Below are 15,998 nucleotides of genomic sequence, written 5' to 3' on the forward strand. Positions count from 1 at the left end.
CACCCCTATAACCACATGATCTCGCCGGCGGTGACCCGCTCGATCGTGCCAGCCACGTCGATGCGCAGCGCGCCACCCTCGTCCACTCCCGCGGTCAGGCCCCGGTGTACGCCCGCACCGGTCCGCCATTCCACAGACGAGCCTACCGCGGACGGGGCCAGTTCGCGCCAACGGTCGATAACCGCCGCCGTCCGGCTCTCGGTGATTGCCGCGCGGGCTCGCGACAGGTTGACCAGCGCCCGGGCCAGCAGGGCTCCCCGATCGACGGGACGACCGAGTTCGGCTTCGATCGAGGTCGCGCGCGCCGCGACGTCTGGTGGGTATGCGGCCGACCGCAGGTTGATGCCGAACCCGAGCACGATGTACTCGAGTGAGGTACCCTGCCCCGCCCCTTCCGCAAGGATCCCCGCCAGCTTCCGCCGAGCCACCACGAGATCGTTGGGCCACTTGATCTCGACGCCGAGACCGGTGGCCTCGCGAATCGCATCAGCCAGCGCGACTCCGGCCATCAGCGTCAGCAGCGCGGATCCCGGTCTTGGACCAGTCCGGAGATCCGGCCGGACGATGGTGGAGACGTAGAGCCCGGCACCCGGGGGCGAACACCAGGTCCGCCCATGCCGGCCGCGGCCGGCGGTCTGCGCCTCGGCGACCACTGTCGTGCCTTCGCCGGCCCCCGCATCCGCCAATCGCGCCGCGACATCGTTGGTCGAGGTGACCTCGGCCGCGTAGAACAGCGGCGAGCCGAACCGGCCCCGTTCGGACTGCGACCATGCCAGCGCCTCCGCGATGTCGTGGGGCAGATCGGCGGCGTGCGCCGGATCAAAGGGATCGAAGTTCAAAGGTGATGTCTGAGGCTGGAGCCGAATCGGTGAGCGCGCCGATCGAGACGAAGTCCGCTCCGTCCGATGCCAGCTCCGCGACCCGCTCGAGTGAAATCTGACCAGACACCTCAACGCGGGCTCGTCCGCGGCACTGCTGCACCACGTGGCGGAGTTCCTCGCTCGACGCCCCGGTGAACAGGAGCACTCCCGCACCGACGGCCAGCGCCTCAGCTGCCTGGGCCGACGTCGAGATCTCGACCTGCACGGGTGTATGAGGACCCGCCGCGCGTGCGCGTTTGACGGCCGCGCCGATCCCGCCGGCGAAGCGAATGTGGCTGGCCTTGAGAATCAGCCCCTCATCGAGCGCCAGCCGGCCGTTCTCGCCTCCCCCCACGCGCACCGCGTACTTCTGGAGCGGCCGGAGCAGCGGCAGGGTCTTTCGCGTGTCGGCGATGATCACGCGGCCGCCGGCAGCATCGACGAACCGCCGCGTCAGCGTGGCAATGCCCGACAGGTGTCGGACAATGTTGAGCGCGGTCCGCTCCGCCGTCAGCATCGGTGCGGCGAGACCAGTCAAGACTGCGACCTGATCGCCCGGCTGGCACAGGTCGCCGTCCTGCCGGCGCGACACCACGGCGATGGCGGGGTCCAGTTGCCGAAATGCCTCGAGCGCGATGTCCAGGCCGGCCAGCACGGCCGGCGAGCGCGTCAACAGCACGCCTTCGGCCGTCGCGTCGGGAGGGATGATGGCCTGCACGGTCGCATCTCCCCATCCAAGATCTTCGGCAAGGCTTCGTCGCACAAAGTCACGGTAGACGCCGATCTCGATCGGTTCAATGGTCATGCGCCCAGCTCCGTGAGTTGTGCTTCGAGTTTCTGCTGCCGCTCCGTGATCTGGACGGCACGCGACTGCGTCTCCTGGACGACCAACACCGGGGCGCGCTCCACGAAGCTCGCCGTCCCCAGTTTGCGCGTGATCGACTCGGCCTCGCGAGCCAATCCCGCCAGCTCCTTCCGGAGTTTCTCGATCTCGGCCTCATGGTCTACGATGCCCGCCAGCGGCACGAACACGTGCGCGTGTTCGAGCACGCGCGTGACGGTGTCGACGTTGGGCGCCACATCGCCCCGGAATTCGAGCGACTCGAGGCCAGCCAACTGGCGCAGGTACGGCGCGTACTGCTCGAGCATGGCTCGGGCATGCCCATCGGTCTCGTCGATGATCGCGGTGATCTTCCGAGAAGGCGGCACGCTGCGCTCGGACCGCACGGTCCGAATCGTCGTCACCACCTGCTGCATGTAGGCGACGTCGGCCTCGGCCGACGTGTCGGCCCACTCTGGCATCAGCGTCGGGAATGCCGAGAGCGTCACGGTGGCGGCATCATTCGGTCGTTTCGGCAGCTTCTGCCAGATCTCTTCGGTGATGAACGGAACAAACGGGTGCAGCAATCGCATCAGGCGGTCGTGCACTTCGACCAGCACCGCCACCGCCGCATCGCGCACGGGCCCGGGCTGCTGCAGATCGATCTTGACGAACTCGATGTACCAATCCGCGAACTCGTGCCAGAAGAAGTGGTACAGCCGATCGCACGCCTGATCAAACCGGTACGTGGTGAGCGCATCGTTGACGTCGATGGCCAGCCGGCTGACGCCGCTCAACATCCACCGGTGAATCACGTGCAGGTCGCGACATGGCGGCAGTACCGGACGCGCAGGCAGATCGCCGATGTTCATCAGCAGGAAGCGCGAGGCATTCCAGATCTTGTTGATGAACTGCCGGTACCCGGTCATCCGCCCTTCCGAGAGCGGAATGTCCATGCCTGGCGACGCCATGGCCGCCAGCGTGAACCGCAGGGCGTCGGCGCCGATGTCGTCCATCACCGACAGCGGGTCGACAACGTTGCCTTTCGACTTGCTCATCTTCTGGCCGCGCTCGTCCCGCACGAGGCCCGTGATGTACACGGTGTGGAACGGCACATCGCCCCCGAACTTCAAGCCGAGCATGATCATCCGCGCGACCCAGAAGAAGATGATGTCGAATCCGGTCAATAACAGGGTCGTCGGGTAGTAGCGGGCCAGGTCGTCGGTCTTGTCGGGCCAGCCCAACGTGCTGAACGGCCAGAGCCCCGAACTGAACCACGTGTCGAGCACGTCGGTGTCCTGGCGCAGGACGGCGCCGCACCGGCACGCGCTCGGATCCTCCTCCGACACGATGGTCTCGCCGCACGCGTCGCAATACCACGCGGGGATGCGGTGGCCCCACCACAACTGACGCGAGATGCACCAGTCGTGGATGTTGGTCATCCACTCGAAGTAGGTCTTCGTCCAGTTGTCCGGCAGGAAGACCACGCGGCCTTCCTCTACGGCGCGGATGGCGTCGGCGGCGAGCGGACCGATCTTCACGAACCACTGCTTCGACACCAGCGGCTCGACCACGGTGCTGCAGCGATCGCAATGACCGACGGCGTGGCGATGCTCGACGATTTTCTCGATCACACCTTCGCCCTGCAGCCGCTCCACGAGCGCCTTGCGGGCCTTGAAGCGATCCTGGCCAGCGTAGGGCCCGGCCTCCGCGGTCATGTTGCCGTCCTCGTCTATCACCGACACGCTCGGCAGCGAGTGTCGCTGGCCCATCGCGAAGTCGTTCGGATCGTGGGCGGGCGTCACCTTGACGGCGCCGGTGCCAAACGCCGGATCAACAAAGGCATCGGCCACGATCGGCAGCATGCGGCCGAGCACGGGCAGCACGACGCGTTGGCCCACCAGGTGCCGGTATCGCTCATCGTCCGGGTTCACCGCGATGGCCGTGTCGCCCAGCATCGTTTCCGGGCGCGTGGTGGCCACCGTCACACCAGCCCCGCCGCCGACGCCCGCGTACCGGACAAAGTAGAGCTTGCCGTCACTCTCCCGGTGCTGCACCTCGAGGTCGGAGAGCGCCGTTCGGCACCGCGGGCACCAGTTGACGATGTACTTGTCACGATAGACCAGGCCCTCACGGTAGAGCGACACGAACTCGCGGCGCACAGCGCGCGACAGGCCCGGATCGAGCGTGAACCGCTCGCGCGACCAGTCGACCGAGTCGCCCAGCTTCCGCATCTGACCGGTGATCGTCTCGTGGCTGACCTTCACCCACTCCCACACGCGGGCTTCGAAGGCCTCGCGGCCCAGATCGTGGCGCGTCTTCTTCTCCTGCGCGAGTTGTTTCTCCACCACGTTCTGTGTCGCGATGCCCGCATGGTCGGTCCCCGGCAACCACAGCACGTCGTAGCCCTGCATCCGCTTCCAGCGCGCGATGATGTCGGGCATCGTGTGGTTGAGGGCATGGCCCATGTGCAGCGACCCGGTGACGTTGGGTGGAGGCAGCACCATGCTGAAGACGGGCTTGCCGCTGCTGGCGTCGGCGCGGAAGGCGCCAATCGACTCCCAGAAGCTGTACCAACGCGCGTCAACGTCTCGGTGATCGAAGGCTTTCGGTAGCTCGGACATCGGGTTTCCTGGAGAACCGTGAAGCGTACAGCGTAACCGCACAGCCGCCAGCCTATCAAGCGAGGCTTCGGCTTCGCTCAGTGCTTCGACTCGCAACTGCGGTTGCGCATTCTCGCAAGGCGATCCCGTCAAAATGCTCGCTCAGCACTGAGTCCTGAGAGAATAAGTTCGTCGCCGAACTTATGAATCGAAGGACTCAGCCCTACTTGATGGTGGCTTTGACCCGGTCGATCTCTTCGCGAACCAGCTTCTCGGCGATGCGAGAGACGATGTCGGTCACCATGTCGCGCACGACGCGGTCCGACATCCGCTCGACGACCTCGCTCGCGACGCGCTCGACGAGGCCGTCGATGGCGTCTGGCGAGAGCGTGGTGGGCGCCGTGACGGGCGCGGCCTGGCCGTGTTCAGCTGCCAGGAGCGCAGAGAAGGCCTGCGCGATGGCGGGCGCATGCTCGACCGCCTGGGACTCGGTTCCGGAGACGCCCACCGGCGGCTCGACGGGTGGCGACAACCAGCGGCCCGACGCCGGTAGCGGCTCGGTGGCATGGCTCGACGGCGCCGGCACTCCGGCGGGCGCCGCTGACGGGTCGAGCGGTTCGGGCTTGAGCGGGGTCTGTTGCATCGATGCGAACGCGGCATCAAGCTTCTCAAAGTAGTCGTCGAGTTCCGCGGCCGAGGAGGACGGGAGCGGCAGGGCAGGCGCGCCGAATCCGGGCACGGCAATCGGGGTGCGCCGGCTGATACGAATGGTGGATGGGTCGGCCGCCAGCACCTCGCGTTCCGGCGCGGCGAACGGGCTGTCGGTGGCGAGCGGTACGTCGGCCAGCCCCGCGTTCGGTTCCCGTTCCACTGAGGGCCGAAGATCCGGCACGGCCTGATGCGACCACTCGGAGGCGTTGGAACGCGCTCCGTATGCGGCCAGGTCCAGCGCGGGCGTAGCCGCCAGGAATGCGTCGAGCGGCGACAAGGGCGGCGCCTGGAGCAGCGTGGCTGCCGGTACCGCGATCGGCGGCGCGTCGAATACCGGCCCGACCGCCGGAGGAGGCAGGGGCGCCACCCGCCGGTCGACCACTACTGGTGGAGCCGTCGCGGCGCGGAGCGGCGGGGCCGCATCGAGCAGCTCGTTCACCCGCGTGATCACCATCTGGGGCTCGAACGGCTTGGCCAGCACGCCGTCGCAGCCGACCTCCCGCGCCCGCTGTTCGTCGACCGGCTCGAACGCTCCGGTCAGCAGCAGCACGGGAATGTGTGACAGGTGCGGCGTGTTCTTGACGTAGGCCGCCACCTCATACCCATCTAGTTCCGGCATGCCCACGTCGGCCAGCACGATGTCGGGGCGATCGGCCTCAATGCGGCGGATCGCCTCGCGTCCGTCGCCAACCGCGATCACCTCGATATCTTCGTCAGCGAAGGTCAGCTCGATGACGCGCTGGATGGTGACGCTGTCGTCGGCCAGCAAAAGCCTGTGCGGCATAGCCCCAAGTACCTGAACAGAAACGTGTTAGCGCCCGAGCGGCCTATCCGCCAAAGCGTAGTCTCCGGCTGCGTGGGAAGTCAAGCAGCCACAACGGGTTATCGGAATAAGTGCGGTGAGGGATTAGCCGGATCGCCAGTCTTACACGATCTCTGCGCGGGAGCGGGCGTGACCGGTGATGTAGTCGATGATCTCCTGCATCCGCGTGCCGGGCCGGAAGACCCCGTGGATGCCGACCTCGGCCAGCCGCGCCACATCAAGATCGGGAATGATGCCGCCGACCACCACCAGGACGTCATCGAGGCCCTTCTCCTTGAGCAGGCGCATGACCTCCGGGCAGATGTGGTTGTGCGCGCCTGAGAGGATTGACAGGCCGATCACGTCGGCGTCTTCCTGGATGGCGGCGCTGACAATCTGCTGAGGTGTCTGCCGGAGCCCCGTGTAGATCACTTCCATGCCGGCGTCGCGCAGCGCCCGAGCGATCACCTTGGCTCCGCGATCATGCCCATCGAGCCCGGGTTTTGCGATGACAACTCTAATCTTCGACATAACTCCCCGAATCCCGAACCCCGAATCCCGCGCCCCTAGATCATCGGCTGTTCAACGTACTCGCCCCACACCTCGCGGAGCGCATCACACATCTCGCCGACCGTCGCATACGCGCGCGTCGCCTCGAGCAACGGGATCATCGTGTTCGCCGTGCCTTCGGCCGCGCGCTTGAGATCGTCAAGCGCCTGGCGCACCCGCCCATTGTCGCGATCGCGGCGGAGCGCGCGGAGCCGCTCGATCTGGCGCGCCGCGGCGGCTTCGTCGATGGAGAGAATGGGCACCCCCCGGTCCCCGTCGACGACGAACTGGTTGACGCCGACGATGATCTTCTCTTTTCGCTCGACGGCCTGCTGAAAGCGATAGGCGCTGTCGGCGATCTCGCGCTGCGGGAATCCGCGCTCAATGGCCGCTACCATGCCGCCCATCCGATCGATCGTCTCGAAGTAGTCGAGCGCGCCCTTCTCCATGTCGAGCGTCAGCTTCTCGAGGAAGAATGAGCCTCCGAGCGGATCGACGGCGTGGGTCACGCCGCTTTCGTGGGCGATGATCTGCTGCGTCCGCAGGGCGAGTGTGGCCGCCTCCTCGGTGGGCAGCGCCAGCGCCTCATCGAGCGAGTTGGTGTGCAGCGATTGGGTGCCGCCGAGCACGGCCGAAAGCGCCTGCAGCGCCGTGCGGACGACGTTGTTGTACGGCTGCTGCGCGGTGAGCGACACGCCGGCCGTCTGGGTGTGGAAGCGGAGCTTCCACGACCGTTCGTCCTTCGCGCCAAACCGGTCGCGCATCACGTGGGCCCAGATCTTCCGGGCCGCGCGGTACTTGGCGAGTTCCTCGAAGAAGTCGCTGTGCGCGTTGAAGAAGAAGGAAATGCGCGGCACGAACTGATCGACATTCAGGCCCGCATCAACGCCGTACTGCACGTACTCAACCCCGTCGCGCAGCGTAAACGCCAGTTCCTGCAGTGCCGTCGCGCCGGCCTCCCTGATGTGATACCCGCTGACCGAGATCGTGTTCCACTTCGGCACCTGCTCGGCGCAGAATCCGAACACGTCGGTGATGAGGCGCATCGAGGGGCGCGGCGGATAGATGTACTCCTTCTGCGCGATGAACTCTTTCAGGATGTCGTTCTGGATGGTGCCGGAAATCGTCCGCCAGTCGGCCCCCTGCTGCTCGGCGACGACCAGATACATGGCGAACAGCATCGGCGCCGGCGAATTGATCGTCATCGACGTCGTGATGTCCGCAAGCGAGATGCCTTGGAACAACGTCTCCATGTCGGCCAGCGACGCGATACTGACGCCGCACTTCCCGACCTCGCCCAGCGAGAGTTCGTGATCGGGGTCGCGACCCATCAGCGTAGGCAGGTCGAATGCGACGCTCAGGCCGGTGCCGCCGGCCGCGAGCAGATGCTTGTATCGCTGGTTGGTCTCCTCGGGCGTCCCAAACCCGGAAAACTGCCTCATCGTCCAGAGCTTGCCGCGATAGCCGCTCGGATGGATGCCCCGGGTGTAGGGAAACTGACCCGGTTCGGCGAGATCGCGCGCCTCGTCCCACCCGGCCAGCGATTCAGGTGTGTACAGGCGGTCGATGGGGCGTCCAGAGATCGTGGTAAACGAGGTATCCCGCTCCCCACTCTTGTGCAGCGCCGGCTCCAGCGTCTCCTTTGCCCAACGCGCGATGCCGGAGGCCGCCTCGGGGGTCGCAGTCTTCATGTCTGACAGTTTATACCGAAGTGGCGCAGGGCCGAGGAGCCTGTTGAAGCGGCCTCGCCGCGTTGAACTCCTACTGTTTTGATGTGGCTTGACTTGCCACTGACCAATGGGTACTCTGGCCCCAACTGCCGTCGGGGGTTGCACTTGGCTCATCTATGCAACTTCTGCCGATGCCCCCGGTGAGACGAGCATTCAAATTCCTAGCGTTGTTCAGTTTGAATTCATCAACCGTTGAGTGCGGCGCCGCGGCGCCGGAGGAGTGCGACAGTGTCCAAGCCATTCAATCCGTTTGAAATGGCGCAGGCCCAGTTCGACAAGGTGGCCGACATCCTCGATCTGGATGCCGGTACCCGCGAGCTGTTGCGGTGGCCGATGCGCGAGTTTCAGTTCGCCATCCCCGTTCGCATGGATGACGGAAAAGTGAAGGTGTTCCGCGGCTTCCGCGTGCAGCACAACGATGCCCGCGGCCCCAACAAGGGCGGCATCCGCTTCCATCCGCACGAGACGCTCGACACGGTCCGCGCGCTGGGGACGTGGATGACCTGGAAGTGCGCGGTCGTCGACATTCCGCTCGGCGGCGGGAAGGGCGGCGTCATCTGCGATCCGCACCACCTGAGCGCCCGCGAGCAGGAAGGCATCTGCCGCGGCTGGGTGCGGCAGCTGGCGAATAACGTGGGCTATACGCGCGACGTCCCGGCGCCCGACGTGATGACCAACCCGCAGCATATGGTCTGGATGATGGACGAGCTTGAAGTCATCCACGGCGGCAAGGAGCCCGGCTTCATCACGGGTAAGCCCGTGGGCATGGGTGGCTCGCTCGGCCGCACCGAGGCCACCGGCTACGGCGTCATCTACACCGTCCGCGAAGCCTGTAAGATGCTGGGCCTCGGCATCACCAAGTCGACGGCCGCCGTGCAGGGCTTCGGCAACGTCGGGCAGTACTCGGTGCAGCTGTTCACCAAGTACGGCGGCAAGGTCATCTGCGTGTCGTGCTGGGACGAGGCCGACCAGAAGACCTACACGTTCCGCAAGATGGATGGCGTGACGTTCGAAGAGCTGATTGGGATCACCGACAAGTTCGGCACGGTCGACAAGGCCAAGGCCAAGACGCTCGGACACGAGATCCTGGCTGGGGACGCCTGGATCGAACAGGATGTCGACATCCTCATTCCGGCCGCGATCGAGAACCAGATCACCGGCGACAACGTGAACCGGATCAGCAAGAAGGTCAAGCTGGTGGCCGAGGGCGCCAATGGCCCGACCACCCCGGAAGCCGACAAGGTCCTCGAGGCGCGCGGCATCTACGTGATTCCGGACTTCCTCTGCAACGCGGGCGGCGTCACCTGCAGCTACTTCGAGCAGGTCCAGGGCAACATGAACTACTACTGGCCCAAGGACGAAGTGTTGAGCAAGCTCGATCACATCATGACCAACGCCTTCCATGGCGTGGCCGAACTGGCCAAGAGCAAGAAGCTGTACACCCGCGACGCGGCGTATGTCATCGCGATCAATCGCGTGGCGAGCGCCTGCCATCAGCGCGGGTGGGTGTAGGACGGGATTCGGGGTTCGGGAGTCGGGGTTCGGGGCCCACAGGGTAATCGAAAGGGACCGGGAGCAACGAGCTTTCGGTCTCTTTCTTCGTACCTGATTCTCGGTCGTCGGGAGTCGTGAGCCCAATCCCTACACACCGCATCCCGCCTTGGTATCTTCCCCTGACCTGCGCGTGGCCCGTCGAAGTTCGACCGGGGAATTCCGCCCGAATCCCGAATCCCGATTGAGTCCCCTCCCTCCGTCAGTCCATACTGTTCACATCCATGACGACTCCTGGCGACGGCCCCATCGACATGTTCGACCGCCTGCGCGAGCGGGCGAAGGAACTGACCTGCCTCTACCAGGTGCACGACCTGACGTCTGACCCTGAACGGACGCCAGACGACGTCTGTCGCGGCCTGGTGACGGCGATTCCGCCAGGCTGGCTCCACCCGGATTCGTGCTGGACCAAGATCACGATTGAGTCGTCGGTCTACGAGCCGTCGCTCGTCACCGAGACGCCATGGGTGCTGCGGGCGCCAGTGCTGGCGATGGGCAAGCCGGTCGGCGCCGTGGAAGTCTTCTACGCCCGCCACTTCCCGAAGGTCGACGAAGGCCCGTTCCTCAAGGAGGAGCGCCGCCTCATCGACGCGATTGCCGCGTTGCTCGGTCAGTACCTCACCGAGCGACGCCTCCGCGGCATGCTGCGCCACTGGCACGTCTCGCTCGAGCAATTGCCCGTCGATGACCGCCGGGAATGGCGCGTCATTGTCGAGTTCCTCCGGCGCACGGACCCGCACCTGCTGCAGCGCGTGTCGCGGCGGATGATCAACCATCTCGTCTGGCAAGGCATCGAGGAAGCGCAGAACCTGCTGGAACGCCTGGGTGCCAATCAGCGCAACCGGGAAACATCGGACGAGAATCGCCCGCTCGAGCGGGCGAGCCTCGATGAGGTGATGGGCATCACCAATGCCGCGTTCCGGATTGCCGCCTCGAACCTGAGCGACGACGAAATCGTGCACGTCATCGATCTGTGGGTCAAGGACGACAAGAGCGGCTTCCTCGTGGAGGCGGTGGAGAACCAGCGCACGTCGCTTGGCGAGATCGCGGATGCGCTCGAGCGCTTCCAGCATATGGGATTCGAGGACAAGGAACTGTCGCGATCGGTGCAGCTCGGCCTGCGCGTGTCGCTGGTCCGGCGGTTCCTCACCGAAGATCTCGAGTACATCAACACGGCCAAGCACTATCTACACGTGCACGATTTCTGCGACATTGTGCAGCACGTGGTCTCGCCCGCCGGGTCGCGCGGCAAGCTGGGCGGCAAGAGTTCGGGCCTGCTGCTCGCCTACAACATCGTCCGCCGGTCCGAAGAGTACGAGGACGCGCTCGGCGCCATCAAGATCCCGAAAACCTGGTACCTCACCTCGGACGGGATCCTCGCCTTCATCGACCATAATCACCTGCAGGATATCCACAACCGCAAGTACCTCGAGATCGAACAGGTCCGCAAGGAATACCCGCACATCGTCCAGGCGTTCAAGAACTCGGATTTTCCGAAGGAAATCCTCAAGGGGCTCGCCGTCGCGCTCGACGACATGGGCGATCGGCCGCTGATCGTCCGCAGTTCGAGCCTGCTCGAGGACCGGATTGGATCGGCGTTCTCAGGCAAGTACAAGAGCCTGTTTCTGGCCAATCGCGGCACGAAGCGTGAACGGATGCTGGCGCTGCTCGATGCGATCGCCGAAGTGTACGCCTCGATCTTCAGCCCCGATCCGATCGAGTACCGCGCCGAGCGCGGCATGCTCGATCTGCACGAGGAGATGGGCGTTATGATCCAGGAAGTGGTCGGCACGAAGGTCGGCCGCTACTTCCTGCCCGCGTTTGGCGGCGTCGCCTTCAGCAACAACGAATTCCGGTGGTCGCCGCGCATCACGCGCGAGGACGGCCTGGTGCGCCTGGTGCCCGGCCTCGGCACGCGGGCCGTGGATCGGCTGAGCGACGACTATCCCGTGCTGCTCGCGCCGGGCCAGCCGGGCCTGCGCGCGAATGTCACGCCGCAGGAGGTCATCCGCTATTCGCCGAAGCGTGTCGACCTGATCAATCTCGAGGCCAACCGGTTCGCGACGGTGCTGATCTCGGATCTGCTCAAGCAGTACGGGGCCAAGTACCCGATGTTCAAGCAGGTCTTCTCGCTCTGCGACCGGGACGGATTGCGCCCGGTCGGAGGCCTCGACTGGGACGGCTCGACTGATGACATCGTGGCGACGTTCGAGGGGCTCGCGACCACGACGCCCTTCCTCGCGCAGATGCGATCACTGCTGCGGGTGCTGCGCGAGAAGATCGGCGGCCCGGTCGACATCGAGTTCGCGCACGACGGCAAGGACTTCTACCTGTTGCAGTGCCGGCCACAGAGCTACATGGACGAGGTGGCCGCGACGCCGATTCCGCGGGACATCCCGGCTGAGCGCATCATCTTCACCGCCAAGCGGTTCGTCTCGAACGGCCGGCTGCCCGATATCACGCACATCGTGTTTGTCGATCCGCACCAGTACGAGCGTCTCGAGAACCTGGACGCGCTGCGCAACGTCGGGCGCGCGATGGGACGGCTCAACAAGCTGCTCCCGAAACGCCAGTTCGCCATGATTGGACCAGGTCGCTGGGGCAGCCGGGGCGATATCAAGCTTGGCGTCACGGTCACATACTCGGATATCAGCAATACCGTGTTGCTCATGGAAGTCGGGGAGAAACGCGGAGGCGCGATGCCCGAACTGTCGTTTGGCACACACTTTTTCCAGGACCTGGTCGAATCGGCGATCCGCTATTTGCCGATCTATCCCGACGACCCCGGCGTGATCTTCAACCGGGCATTCCTGTTGAACGCACCGAACCAGTTTGCGGCACTGGTTCCGGAGTTCGCGAACCTGGCCGACACCATCCACGTGATTGACGTGGCCGCCTCAGCCGATGGCCAAGTGCTACGGGTCTTGATGAACGCGGATCAGGACGAGGCGATCGGGTTCCTCGCCACGCCGGGACTGGCGTAAAGGCGGGGTCAGATCCAAAACACAACATCTTAACCCGGATTTCCGATTTAGCTGTGGTACCTTCACCCATCCGATCAGTCGCCACGCCTTGATTTGCGCGGGTTCCGCACGAGGAACCCCCGCCAGAATGGGTGACACCCTGTGGGTGAGAAGGAATCCGAGCCCTTTCAGTTCACCTTCAACGGGTTTCTGAAGGTCGCGTTTCAGGGATCGCGCGTTACGTCGGACGCGGGCTTGATCTTGGTCCGCGAACTGGATGAACGCCTCGGCCTGGAGGCGATCATGGCCGAGCACCTGAGCGACTCCCGCCACGGCCTGAACACGCAGTTCCGGCTGCCCGATCTCCTGCGGCAGTCGGTGTACAGCCGCTTGGCGGGCTACGAAGACCTCAACGACGCGCAGCGTCTCTCGACCGATCCGACATTTCGTCTGATCGGGTCGCCGACGCGGTGGGACCGGAGCGCGGCCCTGACCTCCACGCTGCATTGGTTCGAGACCGAGCTGCTGACCCATGAGGAGAACCTCGTCGGGTTGATGGCCGTGAACCGCGACCTAATCGGACAGGCTGAGACGTTCGACCGATCCGACCGTACGGTGCTCGACATGGATTCCAGCGAGAGCCCGGTGCATGGGCAGCAGGAAGGCAGTGCCTACAACGGCCACTTCGAGACGGTCTGTTATCACCCGCTATTCCTGTTCAACGATCTCGGCGACTGTCTGGCGGCGAAGCTGCGGCCGGGGAACGTCTCAAGCGCGGACGACTGGGAGGAGTTGCTCGTGCCCGAGGTCGACCGCCAGCAGTCCGAGGGGCAGCGCGTCGCGTTCCGGGCTGACGCCGCCTTCGCGCGGCCGGCGATCTACGAGGCGCTGGAGGCGCGCGGCGTGGGCTACGCCATCCGCATCCCGGGCAACAAGAATCTGGAGCTGGCGATCGAAGACATCCTGTTTCGGTCGCCGGGTCGGCCCAGCCGGAAGCCGTTGGTCCGCTACAAAAGCTTCCAGTATCAGGCGGACAGCTGGACCACGCCCCGGCGGGTCGTGGCGAAAGTCGAGCATCACGCGGGCGAGCTGTTCCCGCGCGTCGGTTTCATCGTGACAAATCTCCCGCTCCCCAATCGCGCCGTGGTGCGGTTCTACGACAAGCGTGGCACGGCCGAGCAATGGATCAAGGAGGGGAAGCAAGCGGCGCACTGGACGCGCCTGTCATGTCATCGGTTCCGGGCGAATGAGGTCAGGTTGCAGCTGAGCGTGCTGGCCTACAACTTGGGGAATCTGTGGCGCCGACTCTTGCTACCGAGACGGATCGAGAGCTGGTCGCTCACCAGTCTCCAGCAGCGCCTCGTCAAGACGGGTGGACGGCTGGTCAAACACGCAAGGTATTACTGGCTCCTGCTGGCCGAGAGCCACCTGACGCGGCGCCTGTTCGGCGCGATGCTCCGGCGGCTCTGGGCGCTCCCGGTGCCGACCGGCTGAGGGACGATGGTGGTGGGAGACCGTTTGGGCGAAGAGAGGGCGCAACGCGAGAGAGGTGTCGGAGAACTGTGGGCGGTGGCGGGTTCGGCGTCCGGAACTCAGGTCGCCGTGGCGGGCGTCATGAGGTGCGACCCCTGCGACCAGAGTATTCGAGCAGGAGAGAGCGACCGGGTGTAGGATGTGGCCGATCTTCGGAAGCCAAATCGGAAATGTCAGGTCACAGGACTGGCGGCGGTCCCCCTGACCTCCTGAACGCGGGGCTCGACAAGGGCACGGTTCGAGAAGCACGGGGGCTCGCCCAACTCGATCACGGTCTCGAGGGCCTTCCAGGCCACACTGAGGACAAGCATGAAACACTGTCCCAAATGCAACATCGAGCTAGCAGATGAATTCAGATTCTGCAAGGAGTGCGGTTGCCCTCTCGCCGACGATGGCGGCATCGAGCCTACAGCGCATTGCCCCGCGTGCGGCGTGGTTGTTCAACGTGAGTGGAAGTTCTGCAAGGCCTGCGCCTCCGATCTTAGGCAGTTGCCCGTCCAGGCACAGACTTCTGCCGAAGTTGTCTCGACGTCACTTCCCAAGCCGGCTTCACCGCCACGACCTGAGACGAAGGAACTGCCGCCGACACGCCGACGGATTGGGCTGCTCGCCGGCGTGATTGCTGCCGCAACGATTGCGGCAGCGTCGGCCGTTGGCTGGTACTTATGGGGAGTGTCTGTTTCAATCGCATCGACACCTGCCGGTGCTACCGTGTTCGTCGACGGTGTCGAAGCCGGGACGACGCCACCTCTTGGCGCGATAGCGGTTCGGCACACGCGACACGGCGGGCACCTCGTGCAGCTTAGGCTCAACGGGTACGATCCGTGGAGTGAGCTGGTGGAATTCGGTCCGACGGAGTTCTCGAAGGAGGTCAACGCGCAGCTTGTTGCCGCAACGGTTTCAATCAGTGTGAGGAGCATACCCCCCAACGTCGCTGTCGAGATCGACGGGCGGCTAGTCGGCCGGACAGATGCGGCAACCGGGGTGCTCACCGTCCCTGGGCTGTCCCGCGCACCGCACAGAGTGATCTTGCACGGCGCGGACCTTAATGAGTGGGTTCGTGACATAGCGGGGCAGACCTCCGAGACGATCTCCGCGACACTCGTGCCCATCAGCGCAGCAACGGCGAGGCTTGCTGACAGTCAACCGACCGCAAGAGAGGGTGGCCGAAAAGCAGGTGATCTGAGCTCAGCCGACTCCACCATCCTGCGCGGGACCGACGCGCTCGGCGAGGCGACTCTGGTCGCTTATTGGCGTTTCGAAGGCAACGCGTACGACTCACGAAGAGACGTCGAGGGAATCGCACATTCTGTCTCGTATGGTGCTTCCTACGGGAGGGTCAACAAAGGCGCGAGTTTCAACGGAGCCAACTCCTACATTGGTTCGGCCGCGTTGGACGTTTCGTATCCTCTGACTATTGTGTGTTGGGAGAAGAGCACGGCAGGCGGAGGCGCCGTGATCAGTTGGCAAAACGAGGTTCAAACAACGGGACCGTGGTTTTCTCTTGATAGCGGTTGGTCTCAGAATGGTCCGTCGTTCTTCAGAGTTAACTGGAAGGCCACGAATCTAAGAGACGGGAACTGGCATCACATTGCCGTGACCGTCGATGCCTCCGGAACGGTAACACAGTACGCGGATGGGAACCTGGACTACTCCGGTAGGCCGGGAGTGAGTGGACGAGCTGGACAATACGCAATTGTCGGAGCTATCGCCACAAACCAGTACTTCTTCAACGGCCAACTTGATGAGCTGGCGGTTTTCGGCCGCGTTCTTACGGCTGCCGAGATACGCAATCTGATCAATGGGCGGTAGTGAGTCGGCCGTCACGAGAGCATCTCCACTGACGCCTGCGGTACACCGTACGGTCGGGGAGTAT

Annotated in this window: 10 protein-coding genes; 4 read left to right on the forward strand and 6 right to left on the reverse strand. The window is 64.7% G+C overall.

The annotated features are described in order from the left end of the window. Positions 1–5: 5 nt before the first annotated feature. From NT151_13520 to NT151_13545, 6 genes are all read right to left on the reverse strand, one after another. On the reverse strand, positions 6–839 hold the full coding sequence (locus NT151_13520; GenBank protein ID MCX6539934.1) for a biotin--[acetyl-CoA-carboxylase] ligase: 834 nt from the start codon (positions 837–839) through the stop codon (positions 6–8). Then, a complete protein-coding gene (gene nadC, locus NT151_13525) occupies positions 820–1,665 on the reverse strand; it encodes a carboxylating nicotinate-nucleotide diphosphorylase (GenBank protein ID MCX6539935.1) in 846 nt (281 codons plus the stop codon). The genes NT151_13520 and nadC overlap by 20 nt, the downstream gene beginning before the upstream one ends. Continuing rightward, positions 1,662–4,304 (reverse strand): valine--tRNA ligase, encoded by a 2,643-nt coding sequence (locus NT151_13530; protein ID MCX6539936.1) that lies wholly within the window; start codon positions 4,302–4,304, stop codon positions 1,662–1,664. The genes nadC and NT151_13530 overlap by 4 nt, the downstream gene beginning before the upstream one ends. A 202-nt stretch (positions 4,305–4,506) precedes the next feature. Continuing rightward, the gene (locus NT151_13535; GenBank protein MCX6539937.1) at positions 4,507–5,778 is read right to left on the reverse strand and encodes a response regulator; all 1,272 of its coding nucleotides are present in this window, start codon (positions 5,776–5,778) and stop codon (positions 4,507–4,509) included. A 141-nt stretch (positions 5,779–5,919) separates the two neighbouring features. Continuing rightward, the gene (locus NT151_13540; protein MCX6539938.1) at positions 5,920–6,327 is read right to left on the reverse strand and encodes a cobalamin B12-binding domain-containing protein; all 408 of its coding nucleotides are present in this window, start codon (positions 6,325–6,327) and stop codon (positions 5,920–5,922) included. Between the two features lie 35 nt (positions 6,328–6,362). Continuing rightward, a complete protein-coding gene (locus tag NT151_13545; GenBank protein ID MCX6539939.1) occupies positions 6,363–8,036 on the reverse strand; it encodes a methylmalonyl-CoA mutase family protein in 1,674 nt (557 codons plus the stop codon). A 267-nt stretch (positions 8,037–8,303) separates the two neighbouring features. Here NT151_13545 and NT151_13550 point away from each other — a divergent pair, with 267 nt between their 5' ends. The 4 genes from NT151_13550 (at position 8,304) to NT151_13565 (ending at position 15,934) form a co-directional block, all read left to right on the forward strand. Beyond that, positions 8,304–9,587 carry a Glu/Leu/Phe/Val dehydrogenase gene (locus NT151_13550; protein ID MCX6539940.1) on the forward strand — a complete coding sequence of 428 codons (1,284 nt, stop codon included), beginning with the start codon at positions 8,304–8,306 and terminating at the stop codon, positions 9,585–9,587. A gap of 263 nt (positions 9,588–9,850) precedes the next feature. Continuing rightward, positions 9,851–12,610 carry a PEP/pyruvate-binding domain-containing protein gene (locus tag NT151_13555; GenBank protein ID MCX6539941.1) on the forward strand — a complete coding sequence of 920 codons (2,760 nt, stop codon included), beginning with the start codon at positions 9,851–9,853 and terminating at the stop codon, positions 12,608–12,610. A 141-nt stretch (positions 12,611–12,751) separates the two neighbouring features. Beyond that, positions 12,752–14,083: an IS1380 family transposase gene (locus tag NT151_13560; protein ID MCX6539942.1), complete on the forward strand. Its 1,332-nt coding sequence runs from the start codon at positions 12,752–12,754 to the stop codon at positions 14,081–14,083. 348 nt (positions 14,084–14,431) lie between these two features. Next, positions 14,432–15,934 carry a PEGA domain-containing protein gene (locus NT151_13565; GenBank protein ID MCX6539943.1) on the forward strand — a complete coding sequence of 501 codons (1,503 nt, stop codon included), beginning with the start codon at positions 14,432–14,434 and terminating at the stop codon, positions 15,932–15,934. Positions 15,935–15,998 lie beyond the last annotated feature (64 nt).

It is taken from the genome of Acidobacteriota bacterium (assembly GCA_026393675.1).
Classification (GTDB): Bacteria; Acidobacteriota; Vicinamibacteria; order Vicinamibacterales; family JAKQTR01; genus JBAXOX01.

Excerpts from the sequence above, each read along its gene's own strand:
- nadC (MCX6539935.1), bottom strand. The coding sequence starts at position 1,665 with ATGACCATTGAACCGATCGAGATCGGCGTCTACCGTGACTTTGTGCGA.
- NT151_13530 (MCX6539936.1), bottom strand. The coding sequence starts at position 4,304 with ATGTCCGAGCTACCGAAAGCCTTCGATCACCGAGACGTTGACGCGCGT.
- NT151_13535 (MCX6539937.1), bottom strand. The coding sequence starts at position 5,778 with ATGCCGCACAGGCTTTTGCTGGCCGACGACAGCGTCACCATCCAGCGC.
- NT151_13540 (MCX6539938.1), bottom strand. The coding sequence starts at position 6,327 with ATGTCGAAGATTAGAGTTGTCATCGCAAAACCCGGGCTCGATGGGCAT.
- NT151_13545 (MCX6539939.1), bottom strand. The coding sequence starts at position 8,036 with ATGAAGACTGCGACCCCCGAGGCGGCCTCCGGCATCGCGCGTTGGGCA.
- NT151_13555 (MCX6539941.1), top strand. The coding sequence starts at position 9,851 with ATGACGACTCCTGGCGACGGCCCCATCGACATGTTCGACCGCCTGCGC.
- NT151_13565 (MCX6539943.1), top strand. The coding sequence starts at position 14,432 with ATGAAACACTGTCCCAAATGCAACATCGAGCTAGCAGATGAATTCAGA.